Raw genomic sequence first — 16,864 nt, 5'->3', positions numbered from 1 at the left:
AGGCTCGGCAATCGCCGAGTTTTCTTTAAGGAATAATTTATTGTGTAATTTTCTCGCAAGGATAACAAAATAGCGTTTCCATTATAAGAATTAAGGTGAACATCCATATGGAAAATGAAGTATATATAGAAAAATTAATAACTTCATTAAAAAATAGGTTGGATAAAAATAGTGCACTGTATCGGAACACTTATTTTGGAAATGTAGTTCTCTCAAAAGTAAAGTTTTACCCTGCCTGTACTGATGAAGAACTAAAAAAATATAGTAGTATTCCATTACCGGTGGATTATCTTCAATTTTTAAAAATATCTAATGGAGCAGAACTGTTTACCGATGATTATAAAGGTAGCCGGGCATTACTTGAATTATATTCTTTGGATAAAATTTTTGAAGGGAAAAATTTCTATGTGAATAACTTGAAAATCGAGGATGTATATCCGATTGGTCATTTATTAGACAATGCCGATTTAGTCGTGAACATTCGGGATCTTAGAAACGGGGGACAATACCTTTCTCTGTCGGATGGTTCAAAAAAATTTAATTATACATTTCAAGAATGGCTTGATAAATTTATCATTGCTCAAGGAAATGAATTTTGGTTACTTGATCAGCCTTTTAGATAATAAAGACACGCCCTTATTTCATGGTCACACTTGAGATGATTTTTCAAATGCAGTTCATTCAGCTTAGTTAGGGGAAATTTCTGAACTTTGAGGGGATCATCACCCATATTGAACGTGGCGATTATAAAATAATGAAAGTTGAAAGTAATGTTACTGAATCACCGATTGGGTTAATTAACCATCAGTGGAGAGGTCCACTGATGGAAGCTTCACTTTATAACATACTTTTGTATAATGGAAATGCTAATCCGCAATCCCCCATATAAATCATGTTACTTTTGGGCAAAGGAAGCTAGTCATGCTTTAGAGGCACAACTGCTATCGTGCATCTTGAGATACAAATCAGTTTGTCCTCTTCATCCTTGATTTGGATTTCCCAAATTTGGGTGGTCCGGCCTTGATGCAAGACTTTCCCTTCTGCCGTAACGATTCCTTCTCTTTTTGAACGAACATGATTTGCGTTAATTTCCAGACCAAAACATGTTTCATTTTCTTGATCAATCAGCAGATAGGCTCCGACGCTTGCAACTGTTTCAGCCAGCGCAACCGAGGCACCTCCGTGAAGATACCCCAGCGGCTGTCTCGTTCTATCATCCACCGGCATTGTCGCAGTTACAAATCCTTTTTCTAAAATTTTTATTTCAATTCCTAAACTATCTGTCAATCCTTTTGAATACAAGTACTTCCCCCCTTAAAAAACTTTTTATCCCACCTGAACGGCGAGTCAAGACCTACACCCAGGATTTTCGAGCTTCCAAAGACGATAGGTGGGGACAAACAAAAGCCCACTGATGGAAGTTTCACTGGTATATATCTATATTCGCCCTAAAGTTGAGTTTTTCCTTCTTAACATTTGCTGAGAAATAGTGAAAAATTAATTCAAAGTACTGAAATTGCCTTGTTCTAGATCTTTTTGGTCTCTTTTTACACTCCAAAGTAAGAGGAAGAAAGCGAAGGATAGGATGCCGCTTGTTACAAAAAACACAGAATGGATGCCGATAAATCCCGAAATGGTTCCACCTAATACCGGTCCAATGACATTTCCTAAAAATCGGAAGCTGACATTATAACCGTTCACTTCACCTTGAACTTGTAACGGTGCCACTTGCCGGATATAAGCGGTCATACAAGGGATAATTCCTCCTGTTACCATACCGAACAAAAAGCGCAAGATCACAAGTTGCCACAAGGCTGTTACCATTCCTTGAGGGATAAATACAATGGCCCCACCGATCAGTAAAGCCATAATTACTTTTTCATAGCCAATTTTGTCTCCAAGTCTACCCCAACGCCGTGTTGCCAGTAAGTTCCCAAAACCGGTTGCTGAAAAAGCAAGTCCGGCTAAAAAGGCTACACTTTCCGTATGTGCCAACTCATTGACATAGATTGCCAAGAGCGGCTGAATAGTGAAGTTGGCTACTTGGACTAGCAGTGAAATAATCATGACTGTAAACAATACTTTCTTTTGAAAAATAAATTCAAGGACTTCCCGTCTCGTAAATTCTTTTGTTTTGGCTTTTTTCTCTGTTTGCCGAACCTCTTTTACTCCAAAAATAACAAACAAGGAAGCTACCGATATAGCAATGGCTGTATAGATAAATGTATATTTAAAGCCAAATTGATCGGCCAGCAATCCGCCGATAAGTGGCCCAAAGAGAGAACCGGTTACGTTCCCTGTTTGCAGGAGTCCCAGAACCTCACCAACTTTTTTCTTCGGTGTTTGAGCTGCAATCATCGCTAGTGATGTTGGGATAAACCCGGTGACCGCCCCCATAATAAATCTAAGAATAAACAGTTGGTGGACAGTATGCATAAAGCCCATAAAGAAAAGACTAATGGCAATCCCAAATCCTGTTATTAGTAAAACGGGCTTGTATCCATACTTATCGCCAACCCGTCCCCATATGGGTGAGAAAATAAATGCAGTTAAAAACGTGATACCAAACACATATCCTGCCCATTTTTGGACGTATTCTGTGGTAAAATCCCCCATTGTATTAATGTAAAGGGATAGAAACGGCATAATCATCGTTGTACTGGAAGCAACTAAAAAATTGGCGACCCACATAATTAATAAGTTTCTCTTTTCTGCTTTCATCGTGATCACCTTCATAAAATATTTCGTATCTCTAACTATTATACATAGTTTATCATCTTAAATAAAGACTTTCGGGTTTCGAAATATTGGTCGTTTTTTATCTAAATGTGGTATTTTTTGGCGATAAGAGTGAATCTCGTCGCCGTTTTTGGGCGAGGAAGTCGTATTTTTGACGACGAGCCTCAATCTCGTCACCATTTTGAGGCGGAAAACCCCATTTTTTGGCGACGAAACCTATTCTCGTCACCATTTTGAGCCGGAAAACACCGTTTTTTGGCGACGAGCCTCAATCTCGTCGCCAATTCGGGTGAGAAATCCACATTTTTGACGACGAAACCAAATCTCGTCGCCATTTTAAGCTGGAAAAAGCGCAATTTTGACGACGAGACGCGTTCTCGTCACCATTTTGAGCCGGAAAACACCGTTTTTTGGCGACGAAACCTATTCTCGTCGCCATTTTGAGCCGGAAAACCCCATTTTTTGACGACGAGCCTCAATCTCGTCACCATTTTGCGGCGGAAAACCCCATTTTTTGACGACGAAACCAAATCTCGTCACCATTTTGAGCCAGAAAACCCCATTTTTTGGCGACGAAACCTATTCTCGTCACCATTTTGAGTTGGAAAAAGCGCAATTTTGACGACGAGATTCGTTCTCGTCACCATTTTGAGCCGGAAAACCCCATTTTTTGACGACGAAACCAAATCTCGTCACCATTTTGAGCCGGAAAACCCCATTTTTTGACGACGAAACCAAATCTCGTCACCATTTTGAGCCAGAAAACCCCATTTTTTGGCGACGAAACCAAATCTCGTCACCATTTTGAGCCAGAAAACCCCGTTTTTTGGCGACGAAACCTATTCTCTTCACCATTTTGAGCCGGAAAACCCCATTTTTTGACGACGAGCCTCAATCTCGTCACCATTTTAAGCCGAGAGATGCTCAAGTTTAGCGACGAAATTAGAATGGGAATCTCAATTACTTACTTTAGTTCCAATAGCATAAGCAAATTTAGTTATTAAAAATACTCCTTCGCTAATTCCTCCAGACACCGTAAGCTTTTTTCGGTAAACAAAGAATCATCTGCTTCTAATTCACTTTTCAACTTATCATATGCGGCCTTTAATGATTCCTTGTAGTCCGGGACCTCGCCATCATAAAGTTTAACCATGTTCTTCGGGACAGGGGTTTGTTCACGGTAGCTTAACGCTTTCCGTTCATGGAAAAACGGTACATCCGCTTGTTTTGGATGATGAAGATCACCTTGCATCGGATGTTTGATAACAGCTAGAATGCGGACTAAATAATCGTTTTCTTTTATGGCAGTAACTTCCCCGATATATGTCCCCGTTTTCTTATGTGCACGGACAATTGAACCAATTTGAATTGAGGTATCCATTTTAGTACTCCCTTCAGTTTGATACTTCTATTTATCATATTAGCGTGTATTTGCAAAATGACAAAATAAAAGGCTTTTGCGCGGATGGGAATTTCGACAGTAAAAGAAAAACCTTTTACCAACATCAAAAAAACAAATCCCTCTAATATGAAGGATTTGCCTATGCTTTTGGACTGGAATTATATAAACCGAAACAGTCCATTATTCAAAAAAGAACGCTCAAATTGCATCTCGGTAAAGTCCACACGATATTTGTTGAAAATCTTTTCATCAAACCTTTTTGGGCGCTAATCAAAACATAAAATATAAGTAATTTTCTAATTTTATTTGCGAAACGGTCTCGCAAACATAATTTCCGGCTTTGACCGATTTTATAAGGAAAAATTGCCATGAATCTCATATAATCATCCTACTCTACCACCGTCACCCCATATTCCTTAAACCATACATGGAACTGGGCGAGGAAGGCGAGAAGCTGTGGACCGGTCATTAGTTGCCCGAACCAAGGGACGTCAAATTTTTCCCCACCGGACTGAACCAATTCCAAAAGCGTTTCTTTCTTGAAAAATTCATGGAGTGGAGAACTTTTGTCTGCTAAAATACTTTCAAGCCACCGGATAACTCCTTTTGTATAACCCGGATTATGGGTTTTCGGATACGGACTTTTTTTACGATAAAGGATTTCATTTGGTAAAATGTCCTCCAAAGCCTTCCTCAATATGCCTTTTTCATGACCGCCCAATGTTTTCATTTCCCATGGAATATTCCAAACATACTCGACTAGCCGGTGATCGGCAAACGGGACGCGGACCTCGAGGCTCGCCCCCATACTCATCCGGTCTTTCCGCTCAAGCAAGGTTGTCATGAACCATATCATATTTAAATAGAATAATTGCCGGCGCCCCACCTCATCAGCAGATTCTCCATTGAGTAGCGGCGTTTCTGTTACCGATTCTAAGTACCGAGCCTCGATATATTCATTGATGTTTAATTTTTGACGCCACCCTTCACTCAATAAATGATTACGAGCATTAATTGATCGCATCCACGGAAATTGGCTGGATGAAAGCTCATGTTTTTTATGAAACCACGGATAGCCGCCAAAAATTTCATCGGCACATTCTCCTGAAAGACTTACAACAAAATCCTTTTTTATTTCCCGGCAAAACCATAACAAGGAAGAATCAATGTCTGCCATTCCGGGTAAATCACGGACAAGGACTGCCTCAGTTAAGTATTCAACAAGCTCATCATTGGAAATTACACATCTATGATGGACCGTATGAAATGTATCTGACATCAACTGGATGTACTTAGCATCTGAGTTTGGTTGAAATTCAGTTGCATGAAAATACTGGTCATTCCCTTCATAATCAATGGAGTACGTGTGAAGTCGGCCTTTTCCTTCTTTGGCAAAATGCTCCGCCGCAATCGCGGTAATTGCGCTGGAGTCCACACCGCCGGACAAAAATGTACAGACCGGCACATCGGAAACAAGCTGACGAACAACGGCATCTCTCACTAGAGAACGTACCTTTTCAACCGTCTCATCCACAGAATCCGGGTGTGGCTCACTTTTCACCTGCCAATAACGCCAAACTTTCAAGCCATCCCGGGTAAAAGTGAGGGCATGGGCCGGGCGCAATTCCATGACTCCTTTAAAAATGCCATGTCCGGGAGTATGGGAAGGTCCTAAAGCTAAGACTTCCGATAATCCGTCAAAGCCAATTTTTGCCTCAACATCCGGATGGGCAAGAATCGCTTTTATTTCCGAACCAATAATTAAAGAACTGCCCTTTTCACTGTAAAAAAATGGTTTTACTCCAAGCCGATCACGCGCTGCAAAGATTTTTTCTTCTGCTTCATCCCAAATGACAAAGGCAAAAATTCCGTTCAAATGGCGGACACAATCTTCCTCCCATTCAATATAAGAGGTAAGTAACACTTCTGTATCCGAATGGCCTTTGAACTGATGGCCTCTTTTTATCAACTCTCGCCGAATGTCTTCAGTATTATATAACTCACCATTATAAATCATTGTATAGGTTTTGCCTTCAAATATTTTTGTCATCGGCTGCCGGCCTCCGATTGGGTCGACAACAACTAATCGTTTATGACCGAAAGCGACATGTGAATCAATAAAAATATTTGTGTCATCGGGTCCGCGTTTTGATAATGTTTCCGTCATCTTTCTTACCGTATCATATTCACCTTTTAAATTTTTTCGGAAGTCAATCCAAGCTGTAATACCGCACATTGATAAACACCCCTTCTTTGCAACGATAAAATATTTTATTTTTAAAGGGATAAAAATGTGCCTATAGGAAAAAATTTCCTGTTAACAAAACTACCATTGGATAAGTTTGCGATTTGATCAAAACGAGATATTTTTCAAAAGATAAGCCTAAAAAATCAAATAAAAGTTAAGAAAACTTGATAATGTGATTCAGATGTTTTACCATACAGAAAGGTAAAGGAAAAAAGTGGCGATTCATGCGAGGAAACTTTACATAATATTTTGACTTATCGGGTTGAATCCCATTAATTAAGGAGATGAAGGAATGAGCGAAAAAATGTATCCACAATTTACTCCGGAAGTGCAAGCAAATGAAATTGTCGCTGAAATGGTGACCAATCAAGGGACAATTAAATTGAAATTATTTCCTGAATATGCGCCAAAAACAGTGGAAAATTTCGTTACCCATGCAAAAAATGGTTATTATGAAGGGATTATTTTCCATCGTGTGATTAAAGATTTCATGATTCAAGGAGGAGACCCGACCGGAACCGGTATGGGTGGGGAAAGTATTTACGGTCATTCGTTTGAAGATGAGTTTTCCCCGGACTTGTTCAATTTCCGTGGAGCTTTAAGTATGGCGAATGCCGGGCCGAATACGAACGGAAGCCAATTTTTTATTGTACAAAAACAAGATATGGATCCGGGTTTTGCCGATCAAATGAAACGTGCCGGTTATCCGGATGAAATTATAGAGCATTATCAACAAAACGGCGGGACACCATGGCTCGATTTCCGTCATACTGTATTTGGGCAAGTTATCGAAGGGATGGATATTGTTGATAAAATCGCTACCGTTCCGACCGGTGCCGGAGACCGTCCAATTGAAAATGTTGTAATTGAGAAAATTACTGTCGCCGAATAATCATATGGAAGGGTCGACTATTTGTATCGGTAGCGACCCGATTTCCTTTTTTGGCTAATAGCTAATAGGAAAGTATAAATTTTTCAATTTCTACTTTCCTAACGCATAAGCCCAACTACGGCTCTGCCATCGCTTTAAGGCTTGGCAGTCGCCGAGTTTTCCTTACAACGTATCTGAAAAATTGCTATAATTATAGAAATTGAACGAATATTAGGGGTGTTTTAGGATGCTTTATCTCTATTTTCCGGAAGATAAATCAGAATATATTCCGGCGCTAATTTCATTTGCAATCTTTTTGATTTTTTGCATCCTCACTTTTCTTTGGATTATTAAATACTCAAAAAAGGAAGAACTGCGGACAAAGGAATTAGAAGAGCAAATTAAACAGAATTTGGATGAAACGGGGAGAAAACGGTGAAGGGGTTGTCCGGAAAGTAGAAATCCCCTAATAAACATATGATGTTTCAATCTTTTAAAGCATGAAAGGGGCATCCAAAAGTCGAAAAAATGACTTTTCGGACACCCCTTTTATTTATGCTGTATCAGATTTTAAAGGACAAATACAGGCGAATTTTCGAAAAAGTATTCGAGACCAATTTTATAAAAATCTGCATCGAGCCACTCTATAAGTTCTCGCAAAAGCTTGTTCATCGAGCCACTCTACAGTCAAGTTTTCTGGCGACCTCGCTTTAAACCAAGTTTAAGATAAAGCCTTTTTTAAACGTCTCAGCCCATCTTCCAGCAATGATCGCGGGCAGCCGATATTCATCCGGACAAATCCTTCACCCTCGACACCATACTTGCCGCCCGGTTCCAAAGCTAATTTTCCTTTTTCTACCAACAATTTTTTTAAGTCGTTGTCAGATAACCCGAGGCTGCGACAGTCAATCCACAGTAAATACGTTCCTTCCGGGGAGATGGCCTTCACCGACGGAATTTCCTGTTCAATAAACTGCAGCGCATAGTCGCGATTGTCTTGTAAGTAGGTAAGCAAGTTTTCAAGCCACGCTTCACCGTGTTTATATGCGGCTTCTAATGCGATGCGACCAAATATGTTTAGTCCGTGAAAACTAATTTTTCCTTGCACACTTTGCACCTTTTTACGCAATTCAGCATTGGGAATGATCATTAATGACGCCTGCAAGCCCGGAATATTAAACGTTTTACTCGGTGCGATGCAGGTAATGGTCAATTCTTGTAATTTCGAGCTTAAACTGGCAATCGGAATATGTTGATTCGGTTTATAAATAATGTCGGCATGAATTTCATCTGAAACAATTTTGGCGCTATATTTATGACAAAGGTCACCGAGTTTCTCCAACTCTTCTCGACGCCAAACACGCCCGACCGGATTATGCGGATTACATAAAATAAACAGCTTCACCCCGGATTTTAATTTTGCTTCAAAATCTGCAAAATCAATTTCATATTTTCCGTTATGTAAAAGTAATGGATTTTTCACAACGATGCGGTGATTATTTTCGATCATATGATAAAAAGGATGATATACCGGTGTTTGAATTAAGATTTTATCGCCTTCTTCCGTCAAAGCCTGGATGGCGAAACCCAAAGCGGTAACGACACCGGGACTGGGAAGAAGCCAATTTTCTTCAAGATCCCATTGGTACCGCTTATGAACCCAATTTTTTACAGCTTGGAAAACATCCGGTGAAGCTTGCCCATATCCAAAAACACCATGACGGGCCCGCGTTTCTATGGCTTCAGTAATTTCCGGCGGCGAGGCAAAGTCCATATCGGCCACCCACATAGGCAGCAGGTCATCCGTACCGTAAATGGTTTTTAAAGCATTCCACTTCACGGAGTCTGTACCTTTCCGTTCTATAAATGTATCAAATTCTTTCATGTTCATTCCCCCCATTTTTTCTCTAATCATAACACATTCAATTCGATTATAATAAATTGTTTATTCTGGTCTATCTGTAAAAAGAAAATGCCGGATTTGGCAAGCTACCCGATTGAGCCTGAGCGAAATTTAATCAGTTCAATAGTTTATTCTGTTCAGAATAGATATCCGGTTCCCCGATTTAGCCACGCAAAGCCTTTATTTTTTATCAGTTGACCGGATTAGTATTAGATGTCCAGTTTTAACAAGCCACCCAAAACCTATATCATTGAATAAATTTTTTTATCAGTTCAACGGTTCGTTCCGGTCTTTCTTCAGGGATGAGATGTCCGGTTTTTGGCAAAATAACTAATTCTGAGTCAGGCAAATCATTTTTCAACCGTTTACCGACGACAATAGGTACAATTTTATCGGAATCTCCCCAAACAAGGAGGATCGGAGTCTTTATTTTTTTTAGAATTGGTTGCAGCAGGTCATCTTCTCGGTCACGAATAAATTTTGCTAGGGCACGGAATATATTGTCATATTTGATAAAAGGCTCCAAATATCCTTTTACCATTTCATCGGTGATAATAGATTTATTATAAACCACTTTGGCTAAATTTCCTTCAACACCGCCTGATTTGATTAACCATCTTTTCACAAACATACCGGAAAACGGCAAATAACTGAGGGCAATAAGCGATTTTCGAACCTGTTTTAAATACGCGGAACCTGCCAACAAGACCGCCTTTTCAAAAGTTTCCGGACTTTGATAAAGCATATGAAGACCAATTTGTCCGCCCATCGAGTGACCAATGATCGAAACATTTTTTAAGTTTAGAACATGAATTAATTTTAACAGCGATACAGTTATATTTTTATAAGAATAAGTGAAGTCCAACGTTTTTCCACTATTGCCAAAAGGGGGGAAGTCAACTGAAACAATTTCATATGAATCCATTAATTCAGGAATTACGTAGCGAAAACTAAAACTTGATGAAAGGAAACCATGAATGAAAAATAGGGTTTTTGTTGCATTTCGGTTTTGATAATGTTCATAGTAAAAATCAATTCCATTAATTTCTCTGACATTAACGTATTTTTTCGTGTTGATTAATGGCGTAACCACAATTTTTTCCCTCCAGAAGCTAAGTTGTTCGGATAAAAGGCAAATAAAAAAGGACAAACCAAAATAGGTTGTCCACATCAAAAAGGGGGGAATACTTGAAAGCCTAGTAGTTGTAGTTTTGCCTTAAATGACTAAATATATACATATCTTGAAAAAAATTCTTGATTAATGAAGTATTTTTTGTTCATTACAGCAATCGATCAGGTCTGAAATTGGAATATCCAATACACTGGATAAATTAAAAAGGGTATCTTGATCAGGGGTCATTTGATTTTCTTCCAACTGTTGAACCATTTTTAAACTTTTTCGAATCCGCATTGCCAGTTCTTCTTGAGACATATTAAAATTTTCCCGACATTCCATTATTTTTTGTCCAATTGTAAGCATCTTTACCCCTCCTCGTCATATTTCTAAGTTAATTATACTATAATTTGTTTCTTGGTTTCATTTAAAATAGTGACATTTTTTAGAAATTTAAACATATTAAAATTTCCAAAAGTTGTTACCAAGTTTTGAAAAACAATTTTGTATATGGTAAAATATTATAATGGATTTTAGACTTAGGAGTGTTTTCATGAATGAAAAAATTGAAGTGGGTAGTATTGTAAAAGGAAAAGTTTCAGGGATACAGCCATATGGTGCGTTTATTGCAATCGGTGAGGATCGGCAAGGACTTATTCATATTTCTGAGATAACCAATGGGTATGTAAAAGATATTCATGATTATTTAGAAGTAGGCGATGAGGTTTCTGTTAAAGTTATAGCGATTGATGAAGAGAGTGGAAAAATTAGTTTATCATTAAAGGCAGTTACCGATTCGGACCATAATGAAAAAAATCCCCGTCATAAGGAATATAATAAAGATCATTTAGAAGAGCTACTTGCCTCATCCAGTCAAGGGTTTAATTCGCTGAAAGAAAAACTTACCGAGTGGATTGAAGAATCAAAAAAGAATGAAGGTATGATTCAGAAGAAATAGTCGCTGTATAAGGATTTAATTTCGTCGATTTACTCCATGAAATTTTTGGTGATTCGGAATATCGTTGCTTTACAACAGTATAGTATATAGATGCTATACTTTTATTTGTTAAAAGAGGATTTCAAGAAGTTCGGGAAAAAGCTTGAGTTTTTCTGCAATTGGCTGTATGGAGAATTTATGTTTAGGGGCTTGTGGTGACGGAATTACCATTGCCAAACATGTTTGGGAAAGGATGGTGGACTTTTGCCGAGGAGCTCAAAGTTGACTGCGTTACAATGCCAAACAACATGTCATGATAAATATCGAGAATTTTCAGAGGAACTAAACTTTCCCCGCAATTCTTGGCGCAATTTCCCTCCTTTTGAAGACTTTCGTTTTACATTTTAAAAAAGTGTAAATTTCCGGCAAGCGGCATATGATTGCCCTGTTGAGCTCTCGTGAGGATATGATAAACTATTGATTGAGAGGGGGGAGAAAAATGAAGGAACAATTATCCGAAAGATTAATGGAGCTGGCAGATAAATATGGAGCTCATAATTATCATCCGCTACCGATTGTTATTGCGGAAGCAGAAGGAGTATGGGTAAAGGACCCTGAAGGAAAGAAATATTTGGATATGTTAAGTGCCTATTCTGCGGTTAATCAAGGTCATCGTCACCCAAAAATTATCCGCGCATTGAAAGAACAGGCAGATAAAGTAACACTTACATCAAGGGCTTTTCATAACGACCAGCTAGGGCCTTGGTGTGAAAAAGTTTCAAAATTAACCGGAAAAGATATGGTGTTACCAATGAACACCGGAGCCGAAGCAGTTGAAACGGCATTTAAAGCTGCAAGACGTTGGGCTTATGATGTGAAAGGTGTCCGGCAAAATCAAGCTGAGATTATTGCTTGTGAAGGGAATTTTCACGGAAGAACGATGACAGCGGTTTCCTTATCATCCGAAGAGGAATATAAACGCGGTTTTGGACCAATGTTGCCGGGAATAAAACGTATTCCGTATGGCGATATTGATGCGTTACAGGCTGCAATTTCACCAAATACTGCCGCTTTCCTGATTGAACCGATTCAGGGAGAAGCCGGTATTATCGTACCACCTGAAGGATTTCTTAAGAGAGCCTATGAAATTTGTAAAGAAAACAATATTTTGTTCATGGCTGATGAAATCCAATCCGGTTTAGGCAGAAGCGGTAAAATGTTTGCCTGTGATTGGGAAGGAGTCAAGCCGGATGTATATATTTTAGGAAAAGCACTTGGCGGAGGGGTTATGCCAATTTCTTGTGTAGCAGCCAATGATGACATACTTGGCGTTTTCAATCCGGGTTCGCACGGTTCGACATTTGGCGGTAATCCATTGGCCTGTGCCGTTTCCATTGCAGCCCTTGATGTAATTGTGGAGGAAGATTTACCTGCACGTTCATTAGAACTGGGGGAATATTTTATCGGTAAATTGAAGACGATTTCAAATCCCCATATAAAAGAAGTTCGGGGACGTGGCTTGTTTATTGGTGTTGAACTGGATGAACCGGCACGTCTGTATTGTGAACAACTGAAAGAGGTCGGGCTACTTTGTAAAGAAACCCATGAAAATGTTATTCGATTTGCCCCACCACTTATTATCACAAAGGACGAATTGGACTGGGCATTTGATAAAATTGAAAATGTACTTCACTCTTGAAGCACTGTTTCCTTAACGTACTAAAAAAACCGGTTGGCATATAGCCCCGGTTTTTTTAGCTAATAGCAGGACTTTCCTAACGCTGCACTAGAGTGACTTCGGTAGCATTACCTCGCAAGCGAAAATGTTTTTTCGCTGAACTACGGCTCTGCTCTCGCATAAAGGCTCGGACGCCCGAGTTTTCTTTACTTTCAGATACGATATTATCTGGTTGTTCTTGGTTCAGCGGAACGTTCTACTTCTCCATTTGACATGAACAAGAGACCAAGATTAATTAACCCGGCAATACCAACAAGGCTGTAAACAATACGAGAAATTAACGAAGATTGTCCGCCAAAGATTGCGGCCACCAAGTCAAATTGAAATAAACCGATTAGCCCCCAGTTGATTGCTCCGATAATGGTTAACAATAGTGCGATTCGCTGTAAACCGCTCATAATTATCCCTCCAATAGTAAAAAATCATTTCATTAATAGAATGGTGAAAAAATAGAAAATCTATGCATGTGAAGTAAAAAAAACTTAATATAACTTGGTAAAACTTTATATTATAATGGAAAATAAGGAGGCGATTGATATGAGAAATTTTACATATTATAATCCGACAAAGTTAATATTCGGTCGGGGAACAGTAGAAAAACTACGAGATGAAGTCCCGAAATATGGAAAAAAAGTGCTGCTTGTATACGGCGGCGGCAGCATTAAGAAAAATGGTCTTTATGATCAAGTTGTCGGCATACTGAATGATATCAACGCGGAAATTTATGAAGTGAGCGGTGTTGAACCGAATCCAAGAATCTCAACGGTTCGAAGAGGAGTCGATATTTGTAAAAAGGAAGGGATTGAATTTCTTTTAGCCGTTGGTGGTGGCAGTGTCATCGATTGTACAAAAGCGATTGCGGCAGGCAGCAAATATGACGGTGATGCGTGGGACCTTGTTATTAAAAAAGCGCCTGTATCAGATGCCCTACCTTTTGGAACAATACTAACATTAGCGGCAACAGGATCAGAAATGAATTCCGGATCCGTAATCACAAATTGGGAGACAAAAGAAAAGTACGGCTGGGGATCCCCATTTGTTTTTCCAAAATTTTCAATCCTAGATCCGGTTAATACATTCACTGTTCCGAAAAATCAAACCATTTACGGTGTTGTGGATATGATGGCCCACACATTTGAACATTATTTCCACCTAGATGAAAATACGCCATTGCAAGACCGGATGTGTGAGTCGCTTTTACAAACAGTGATGGAAACAGCACCAAAATTACTCAATGATTTGGAAAACTACGAGTACAGGGAAACGATTTTGTACTGTGGAACGATGGCGTTAAATGGGATGGTGCAAATGGGCTTCCGCGGTGACTGGGCAACGCATAATCTCGAACATGCCGTATCAGCTGTCTATGATATTCCACATGGTGGGGGATTAGCGATTCTTTTCCCGAACTGGATGAAGCATAATTTACACGTAAAACCGGAACGCTTCAAACAACTGGCCGTACGCGTATTTGGGGTCGATCCAACCGGAAAAGCTGATGAACAGGTCGGACTTGCAGGTATTGAAAAATTACGAGAATTTTGGAATAGCATCGGTGCTCCAAGCCGCCTGTCCGATTATGGCATTGACGACAGCAAAATTGATTTGCTTGTAGACCGGGCTATGAAAAACGGGGAATATGGCAATTTCACGAGATTAAATGCAGAAGATACAGAAGCAATTTATCGGGCAAGCTTATAAATTTGACAATTCTTTAACAATACATACCGTTTTTCTTCCAAAGCTTGCCAATTCCATCTTCATTCGCTAGAGTAAAATAGAATAAGAAGTTACAGGAGGTTAGTTCTGACATGACACATATTCAATTTGATTATTCAAAAGCGTTATCGTTTTTTAAACCACATGAATTAACGCAAATGAAAGATTTAGTAAAAGTTTCACACCATGCCTTACATGAAGGAACAGGTGCCGGCAACGATTTTCGCGGCTGGATTGATCTGCCGGTTAACTATGATAAAGAAGAATTTGCCCGGATATTAAAAGCAGCTGAAAAAATTAAAAACGACTCCGATGTATTGATCGTTATCGGAATAGGCGGTTCTTATCTCGGCGCCCGTGCAGCCATTGAAATGTTGAATCATAGTTTTTACAATGCTATGCCAAAAGAAAAACGCGGTGGTACTCCGCAAGTAATTTTTGCCGGAAACAATATCAGTTCCAGTTATTTAACGGATGTGATTGATTTACTTGAGGGGAAAGACTGGTCTATCAATGTGATTTCAAAATCCGGTACAACGACGGAACCGGCTATTGCTTTCCGGATCTTTCGTAAACTTTTACAAGAAAAATACGGAGTGGATGAAGCACGAAAAAGGATCTATGCAACAACAGACCGGGCTCGTGGCGCTTTGAAAACTTTAGCTACGGAAGAAGGCTATGAAACCTTTGTTGTACCGGATGATATTGGTGGAAGATACTCAGTATTGACTGCGGTCGGACTTCTGCCTATCGCCGTAAGTGGCGTCAATATTGAAGAGATGATGAAGGGAGCAGCCAAAGCACGTGAAGATTTTGCCAGCTCGGAATTGGAAGAAAACCTGGCTTATCAATACGCTGCCGTCCGTAATATTTTATATAATAAAGGCAAAACCATTGAAATGCTCATTAATTATGAACCGGGTTTGCAATATTTCGCTGAATGGTGGAAACAACTATTTGGTGAAAGTGAAGGAAAAGACCAAAAAGGAATTTATCCTTCTTCGGCAAACTTTTCAACGGACTTGCACTCTTTAGGTCAATACGTGCAAGAAGGCCGTCGCGACATATTTGAAACAGTCATTAAAGTGGACAAACCTCGCCATGAATTGGTGATTGAAGCTGAAGACAACGATTTGGACGGTTTAAACTACTTGGCTGGAAAAACAGTTGATTTTGTCAACACCAAAGCTTTTGAAGGAACGATTTTGGCCCACACAGACGGAAATGTACCAAACTTAGTTGTGACAATTCCGCAAATGGATGCCTACACATTCGGTTACTTAGTCTACTTCTTTGAAAAGGCTTGTGCTATAAGTGGTTACTTACTTGGCGTCAACCCATTCGACCAACCGGGTGTTGAAGCATACAAAGTCAACATGTTCGCTTTACTTGGCAAACCGGGCTTTGAAGAAAAGAAGGCTGAATTGGAAAAACGTTTGCAGTCGTAATATATAGACTGGTAAGATGGTTGCCTAATTATCTGTGTCAACATGTCGATATTATTGGGAAAACCGGATGCGATAAATCAATGTATTCGGTTTTCATTTTTTTAGCAAAAATACTGAGGTGCCTTAAAAAATACAAGAATTTTGGGTAAGGATACAATTATGTTATGATAAAATAATAAGTACGTGTTCACAATAAGGAAGAAGCGCATCCTTGGAATATCGGATGCAAGCTTATAAATTTTCTTTAAAGTTTTTGAACATTCTCTAAACAATAAAAACACTTGCGATTTAAAGGAAGGATTTCTATGTTTAAAAAATTTTTCAGCAAGAATACAACCATACCGAAAACTGTAGAGTTAAAAGCATATGCTTCAGGTACTATCGTGAAATTAGAAGATGTACCTGACCCCGTTTTTTCAGAAAAAATGATGGGGGATGGAATTGCGATTGAACCAATAGAAGGGAAGATCGTATCGCCTGTGGATGGAGAAATAATTCAAGTTTTCCCGACAAAACATGCAATAGGCATTAAAACCAATAATGGTGTTGAAATTTTAATTCACATCGGCTTGGAAACAGTTGCTATGAATGGTGAAGGATTTAATGCCCATGTTAGCCAGGGAGAAAAAGTAAAGGTTGGCGATGTTCTTGTAACGTTTGACCTGGAGTTGGTTAAGGAAAAGGCAAAAAGTACAATCATTCCAATTATCATAACAAATACGGATAAAATGGAGAAAATTGAAAA

19 protein-coding genes are annotated in these 16,864 nt (G+C 39.2%); 11 read left to right on the top strand and 8 right to left on the bottom strand.

All coding sequences use genetic code 11. From position 1 onward, the window contains the following. Positions 1 to 107: 107 nt before the first annotated feature. The gene (locus BT1A1_RS13275; protein ID WP_034772054.1) at positions 108 to 623 is read left to right on the top strand and encodes an SMI1/KNR4 family protein; all 516 of its coding nucleotides are present in this window, start codon (positions 108 to 110) and stop codon (positions 621 to 623) included. A gap of 292 nt (positions 624 to 915) precedes the next feature. On the opposite strand, the gene BT1A1_RS13270 is transcribed toward BT1A1_RS13275, so the two are convergent. Next, positions 916 to 1,302: a hotdog fold thioesterase gene (locus BT1A1_RS13270; protein WP_034772052.1), complete on the bottom strand. Its 387-nt coding sequence runs from the start codon at positions 1,300 to 1,302 to the stop codon at positions 916 to 918. A gap of 195 nt (positions 1,303 to 1,497) precedes the next feature. Further along, positions 1,498 to 2,721, bottom strand: a complete 1,224-nt coding sequence (locus tag BT1A1_RS13265) for an MFS transporter (protein WP_034772050.1) — start codon at positions 2,719 to 2,721, stop codon at positions 1,498 to 1,500. Positions 2,722 to 2,890: 169 nt separating this feature from the next. Between BT1A1_RS13265 and BT1A1_RS18755 the strand changes: the two genes are divergently transcribed. The 3 genes from BT1A1_RS18755 to BT1A1_RS19100 all read left to right on the top strand — a co-directional run bounded on the left by BT1A1_RS18755 (position 2,891) and on the right by BT1A1_RS19100 (position 3,547). Beyond that, the gene (locus BT1A1_RS18755) at positions 2,891 to 3,049 is read left to right on the top strand and encodes a hypothetical protein (RefSeq protein WP_156103239.1); all 159 of its coding nucleotides are present in this window, start codon (positions 2,891 to 2,893) and stop codon (positions 3,047 to 3,049) included. Continuing rightward, positions 3,046 to 3,183: a hypothetical protein gene (locus tag BT1A1_RS18750; RefSeq protein ID WP_156103238.1), complete on the top strand. Its 138-nt coding sequence runs from the start codon at positions 3,046 to 3,048 to the stop codon at positions 3,181 to 3,183. The genes BT1A1_RS18755 and BT1A1_RS18750 overlap by 4 nt, the downstream gene beginning before the upstream one ends. Before the next feature lie 226 nt (positions 3,184 to 3,409). Beyond that, positions 3,410 to 3,547, top strand: coding sequence for a hypothetical protein (locus BT1A1_RS19100; RefSeq protein WP_197057102.1), 138 nt, complete (start codon positions 3,410 to 3,412; stop codon positions 3,545 to 3,547). Positions 3,548 to 3,739: 192 nt separating this feature from the next. Here BT1A1_RS19100 and BT1A1_RS13260 read toward each other — a convergent pair whose 3' ends face one another. Together BT1A1_RS13260 and asnB are read right to left on the bottom strand one after the other, a co-directional pair. Then, positions 3,740 to 4,120: a kinase-associated lipoprotein KapB gene (locus tag BT1A1_RS13260; RefSeq protein ID WP_034772047.1), complete on the bottom strand. Its 381-nt coding sequence runs from the start codon at positions 4,118 to 4,120 to the stop codon at positions 3,740 to 3,742. A gap of 409 nt (positions 4,121 to 4,529) precedes the next feature. Continuing rightward, positions 4,530 to 6,377 (bottom strand): asparagine synthase (glutamine-hydrolyzing), encoded by a 1,848-nt coding sequence (asnB, locus tag BT1A1_RS13250; protein ID WP_034772043.1) that lies wholly within the window; start codon positions 6,375 to 6,377, stop codon positions 4,530 to 4,532. A gap of 304 nt (positions 6,378 to 6,681) precedes the next feature. Between asnB and BT1A1_RS13245 the strand changes: the two genes are divergently transcribed. Continuing rightward, the gene (locus BT1A1_RS13245; RefSeq protein WP_034772041.1) at positions 6,682 to 7,281 is read left to right on the top strand and encodes a peptidylprolyl isomerase; all 600 of its coding nucleotides are present in this window, start codon (positions 6,682 to 6,684) and stop codon (positions 7,279 to 7,281) included. 226 nt (positions 7,282 to 7,507) lie between these two features. Continuing rightward, the gene (locus BT1A1_RS13240) at positions 7,508 to 7,699 is read left to right on the top strand and encodes a hypothetical protein (protein ID WP_034772039.1); all 192 of its coding nucleotides are present in this window, start codon (positions 7,508 to 7,510) and stop codon (positions 7,697 to 7,699) included. Positions 7,700 to 7,981: 282 nt separating this feature from the next. On the opposite strand, the gene BT1A1_RS13235 is transcribed toward BT1A1_RS13240, so the two are convergent. From BT1A1_RS13235 to BT1A1_RS13225, 3 genes are all read right to left on the bottom strand, one after another. Next, positions 7,982 to 9,151 carry a MalY/PatB family protein gene (locus BT1A1_RS13235; RefSeq protein ID WP_034772036.1) on the bottom strand — a complete coding sequence of 390 codons (1,170 nt, stop codon included), beginning with the start codon at positions 9,149 to 9,151 and terminating at the stop codon, positions 7,982 to 7,984. A gap of 259 nt (positions 9,152 to 9,410) precedes the next feature. Further along, positions 9,411 to 10,256 carry an alpha/beta fold hydrolase gene (locus BT1A1_RS13230; protein ID WP_231553336.1) on the bottom strand — a complete coding sequence of 282 codons (846 nt, stop codon included), beginning with the start codon at positions 10,254 to 10,256 and terminating at the stop codon, positions 9,411 to 9,413. Positions 10,257 to 10,421: 165 nt separating this feature from the next. Continuing rightward, on the bottom strand, positions 10,422 to 10,643 hold the full coding sequence (locus BT1A1_RS13225; RefSeq protein ID WP_034772034.1) for a helix-turn-helix domain-containing protein: 222 nt from the start codon (positions 10,641 to 10,643) through the stop codon (positions 10,422 to 10,424). 187 nt (positions 10,644 to 10,830) lie between these two features. Here BT1A1_RS13225 and yugI point away from each other — a divergent pair, with 187 nt between their 5' ends. Both yugI and BT1A1_RS13215 read left to right on the top strand, forming a co-directional pair. After that, complete coding sequence (gene yugI / locus BT1A1_RS13220; RefSeq protein WP_034772032.1) at positions 10,831 to 11,235, top strand: S1 domain-containing post-transcriptional regulator GSP13; 405 nt, start codon at positions 10,831 to 10,833, stop codon at positions 11,233 to 11,235. A gap of 478 nt (positions 11,236 to 11,713) precedes the next feature. Continuing rightward, complete coding sequence (locus tag BT1A1_RS13215) at positions 11,714 to 12,913, top strand: ornithine--oxo-acid transaminase (protein ID WP_034772030.1); 1,200 nt, start codon at positions 11,714 to 11,716, stop codon at positions 12,911 to 12,913. A 203-nt stretch (positions 12,914 to 13,116) separates the two neighbouring features. On the opposite strand, the gene BT1A1_RS13210 is transcribed toward BT1A1_RS13215, so the two are convergent. After that, on the bottom strand, positions 13,117 to 13,350 hold the full coding sequence (locus BT1A1_RS13210; RefSeq protein WP_034772028.1) for a DUF378 domain-containing protein: 234 nt from the start codon (positions 13,348 to 13,350) through the stop codon (positions 13,117 to 13,119). A 139-nt stretch (positions 13,351 to 13,489) separates the two neighbouring features. Here BT1A1_RS13210 and BT1A1_RS13205 point away from each other — a divergent pair, with 139 nt between their 5' ends. The 3 genes from BT1A1_RS13205 to BT1A1_RS13195 all read left to right on the top strand — a co-directional run. Next, positions 13,490 to 14,653 (top strand): iron-containing alcohol dehydrogenase, encoded by a 1,164-nt coding sequence (locus BT1A1_RS13205; protein ID WP_034772026.1) that lies wholly within the window; start codon positions 13,490 to 13,492, stop codon positions 14,651 to 14,653. 110 nt (positions 14,654 to 14,763) lie between these two features. Continuing rightward, positions 14,764 to 16,119 carry a glucose-6-phosphate isomerase gene (locus BT1A1_RS13200; RefSeq protein ID WP_034772024.1) on the top strand — a complete coding sequence of 452 codons (1,356 nt, stop codon included), beginning with the start codon at positions 14,764 to 14,766 and terminating at the stop codon, positions 16,117 to 16,119. A 305-nt stretch (positions 16,120 to 16,424) separates the two neighbouring features. After that, on the top strand, positions 16,425 to 16,864 hold a 440-nt coding region (locus BT1A1_RS13195; RefSeq protein WP_034772022.1), incomplete at its 3' end, for a PTS sugar transporter subunit IIA.

Origin of the sequence: Caldibacillus thermoamylovorans, assembly GCF_000751775.1 — a bacterium.
Taxonomy (GTDB): domain Bacteria; phylum Bacillota; class Bacilli; order Bacillales; family Caldibacillaceae; genus Caldifermentibacillus; species Caldifermentibacillus hisashii.
This window is presented reverse-complemented; position numbering and strand designations above follow the sequence as displayed.

Excerpts from the sequence above, each read along its gene's own strand:
- BT1A1_RS13215 (WP_034772030.1), top strand. The coding sequence starts at position 11,714 with ATGAAGGAACAATTATCCGAAAGATTAATGGAGCTGGCAGATAAATAT.
- yugI (WP_034772032.1), top strand. The coding sequence starts at position 10,831 with ATGAATGAAAAAATTGAAGTGGGTAGTATTGTAAAAGGAAAAGTTTCA.
- BT1A1_RS13260 (WP_034772047.1), bottom strand. The coding sequence starts at position 4,120 with ATGGATACCTCAATTCAAATTGGTTCAATTGTCCGTGCACATAAGAAA.
- BT1A1_RS13245 (WP_034772041.1), top strand. The coding sequence starts at position 6,682 with ATGAGCGAAAAAATGTATCCACAATTTACTCCGGAAGTGCAAGCAAAT.
- BT1A1_RS13200 (WP_034772024.1), top strand. The coding sequence starts at position 14,764 with ATGACACATATTCAATTTGATTATTCAAAAGCGTTATCGTTTTTTAAA.
- BT1A1_RS13235 (WP_034772036.1), bottom strand. The coding sequence starts at position 9,151 with ATGAACATGAAAGAATTTGATACATTTATAGAACGGAAAGGTACAGAC.
- BT1A1_RS13265 (WP_034772050.1), bottom strand. The coding sequence starts at position 2,721 with ATGAAAGCAGAAAAGAGAAACTTATTAATTATGTGGGTCGCCAATTTT.
- asnB (WP_034772043.1), bottom strand. The coding sequence starts at position 6,377 with ATGTGCGGTATTACAGCTTGGATTGACTTCCGAAAAAATTTAAAAGGT.
- BT1A1_RS13240 (WP_034772039.1), top strand. The coding sequence starts at position 7,508 with ATGCTTTATCTCTATTTTCCGGAAGATAAATCAGAATATATTCCGGCG.
- BT1A1_RS13225 (WP_034772034.1), bottom strand. The coding sequence starts at position 10,643 with ATGCTTACAATTGGACAAAAAATAATGGAATGTCGGGAAAATTTTAAT.
- BT1A1_RS13205 (WP_034772026.1), top strand. The coding sequence starts at position 13,490 with ATGAGAAATTTTACATATTATAATCCGACAAAGTTAATATTCGGTCGG.
- BT1A1_RS13275 (WP_034772054.1), top strand. The coding sequence starts at position 108 with ATGGAAAATGAAGTATATATAGAAAAATTAATAACTTCATTAAAAAAT.
- BT1A1_RS13210 (WP_034772028.1), bottom strand. The coding sequence starts at position 13,350 with ATGAGCGGTTTACAGCGAATCGCACTATTGTTAACCATTATCGGAGCA.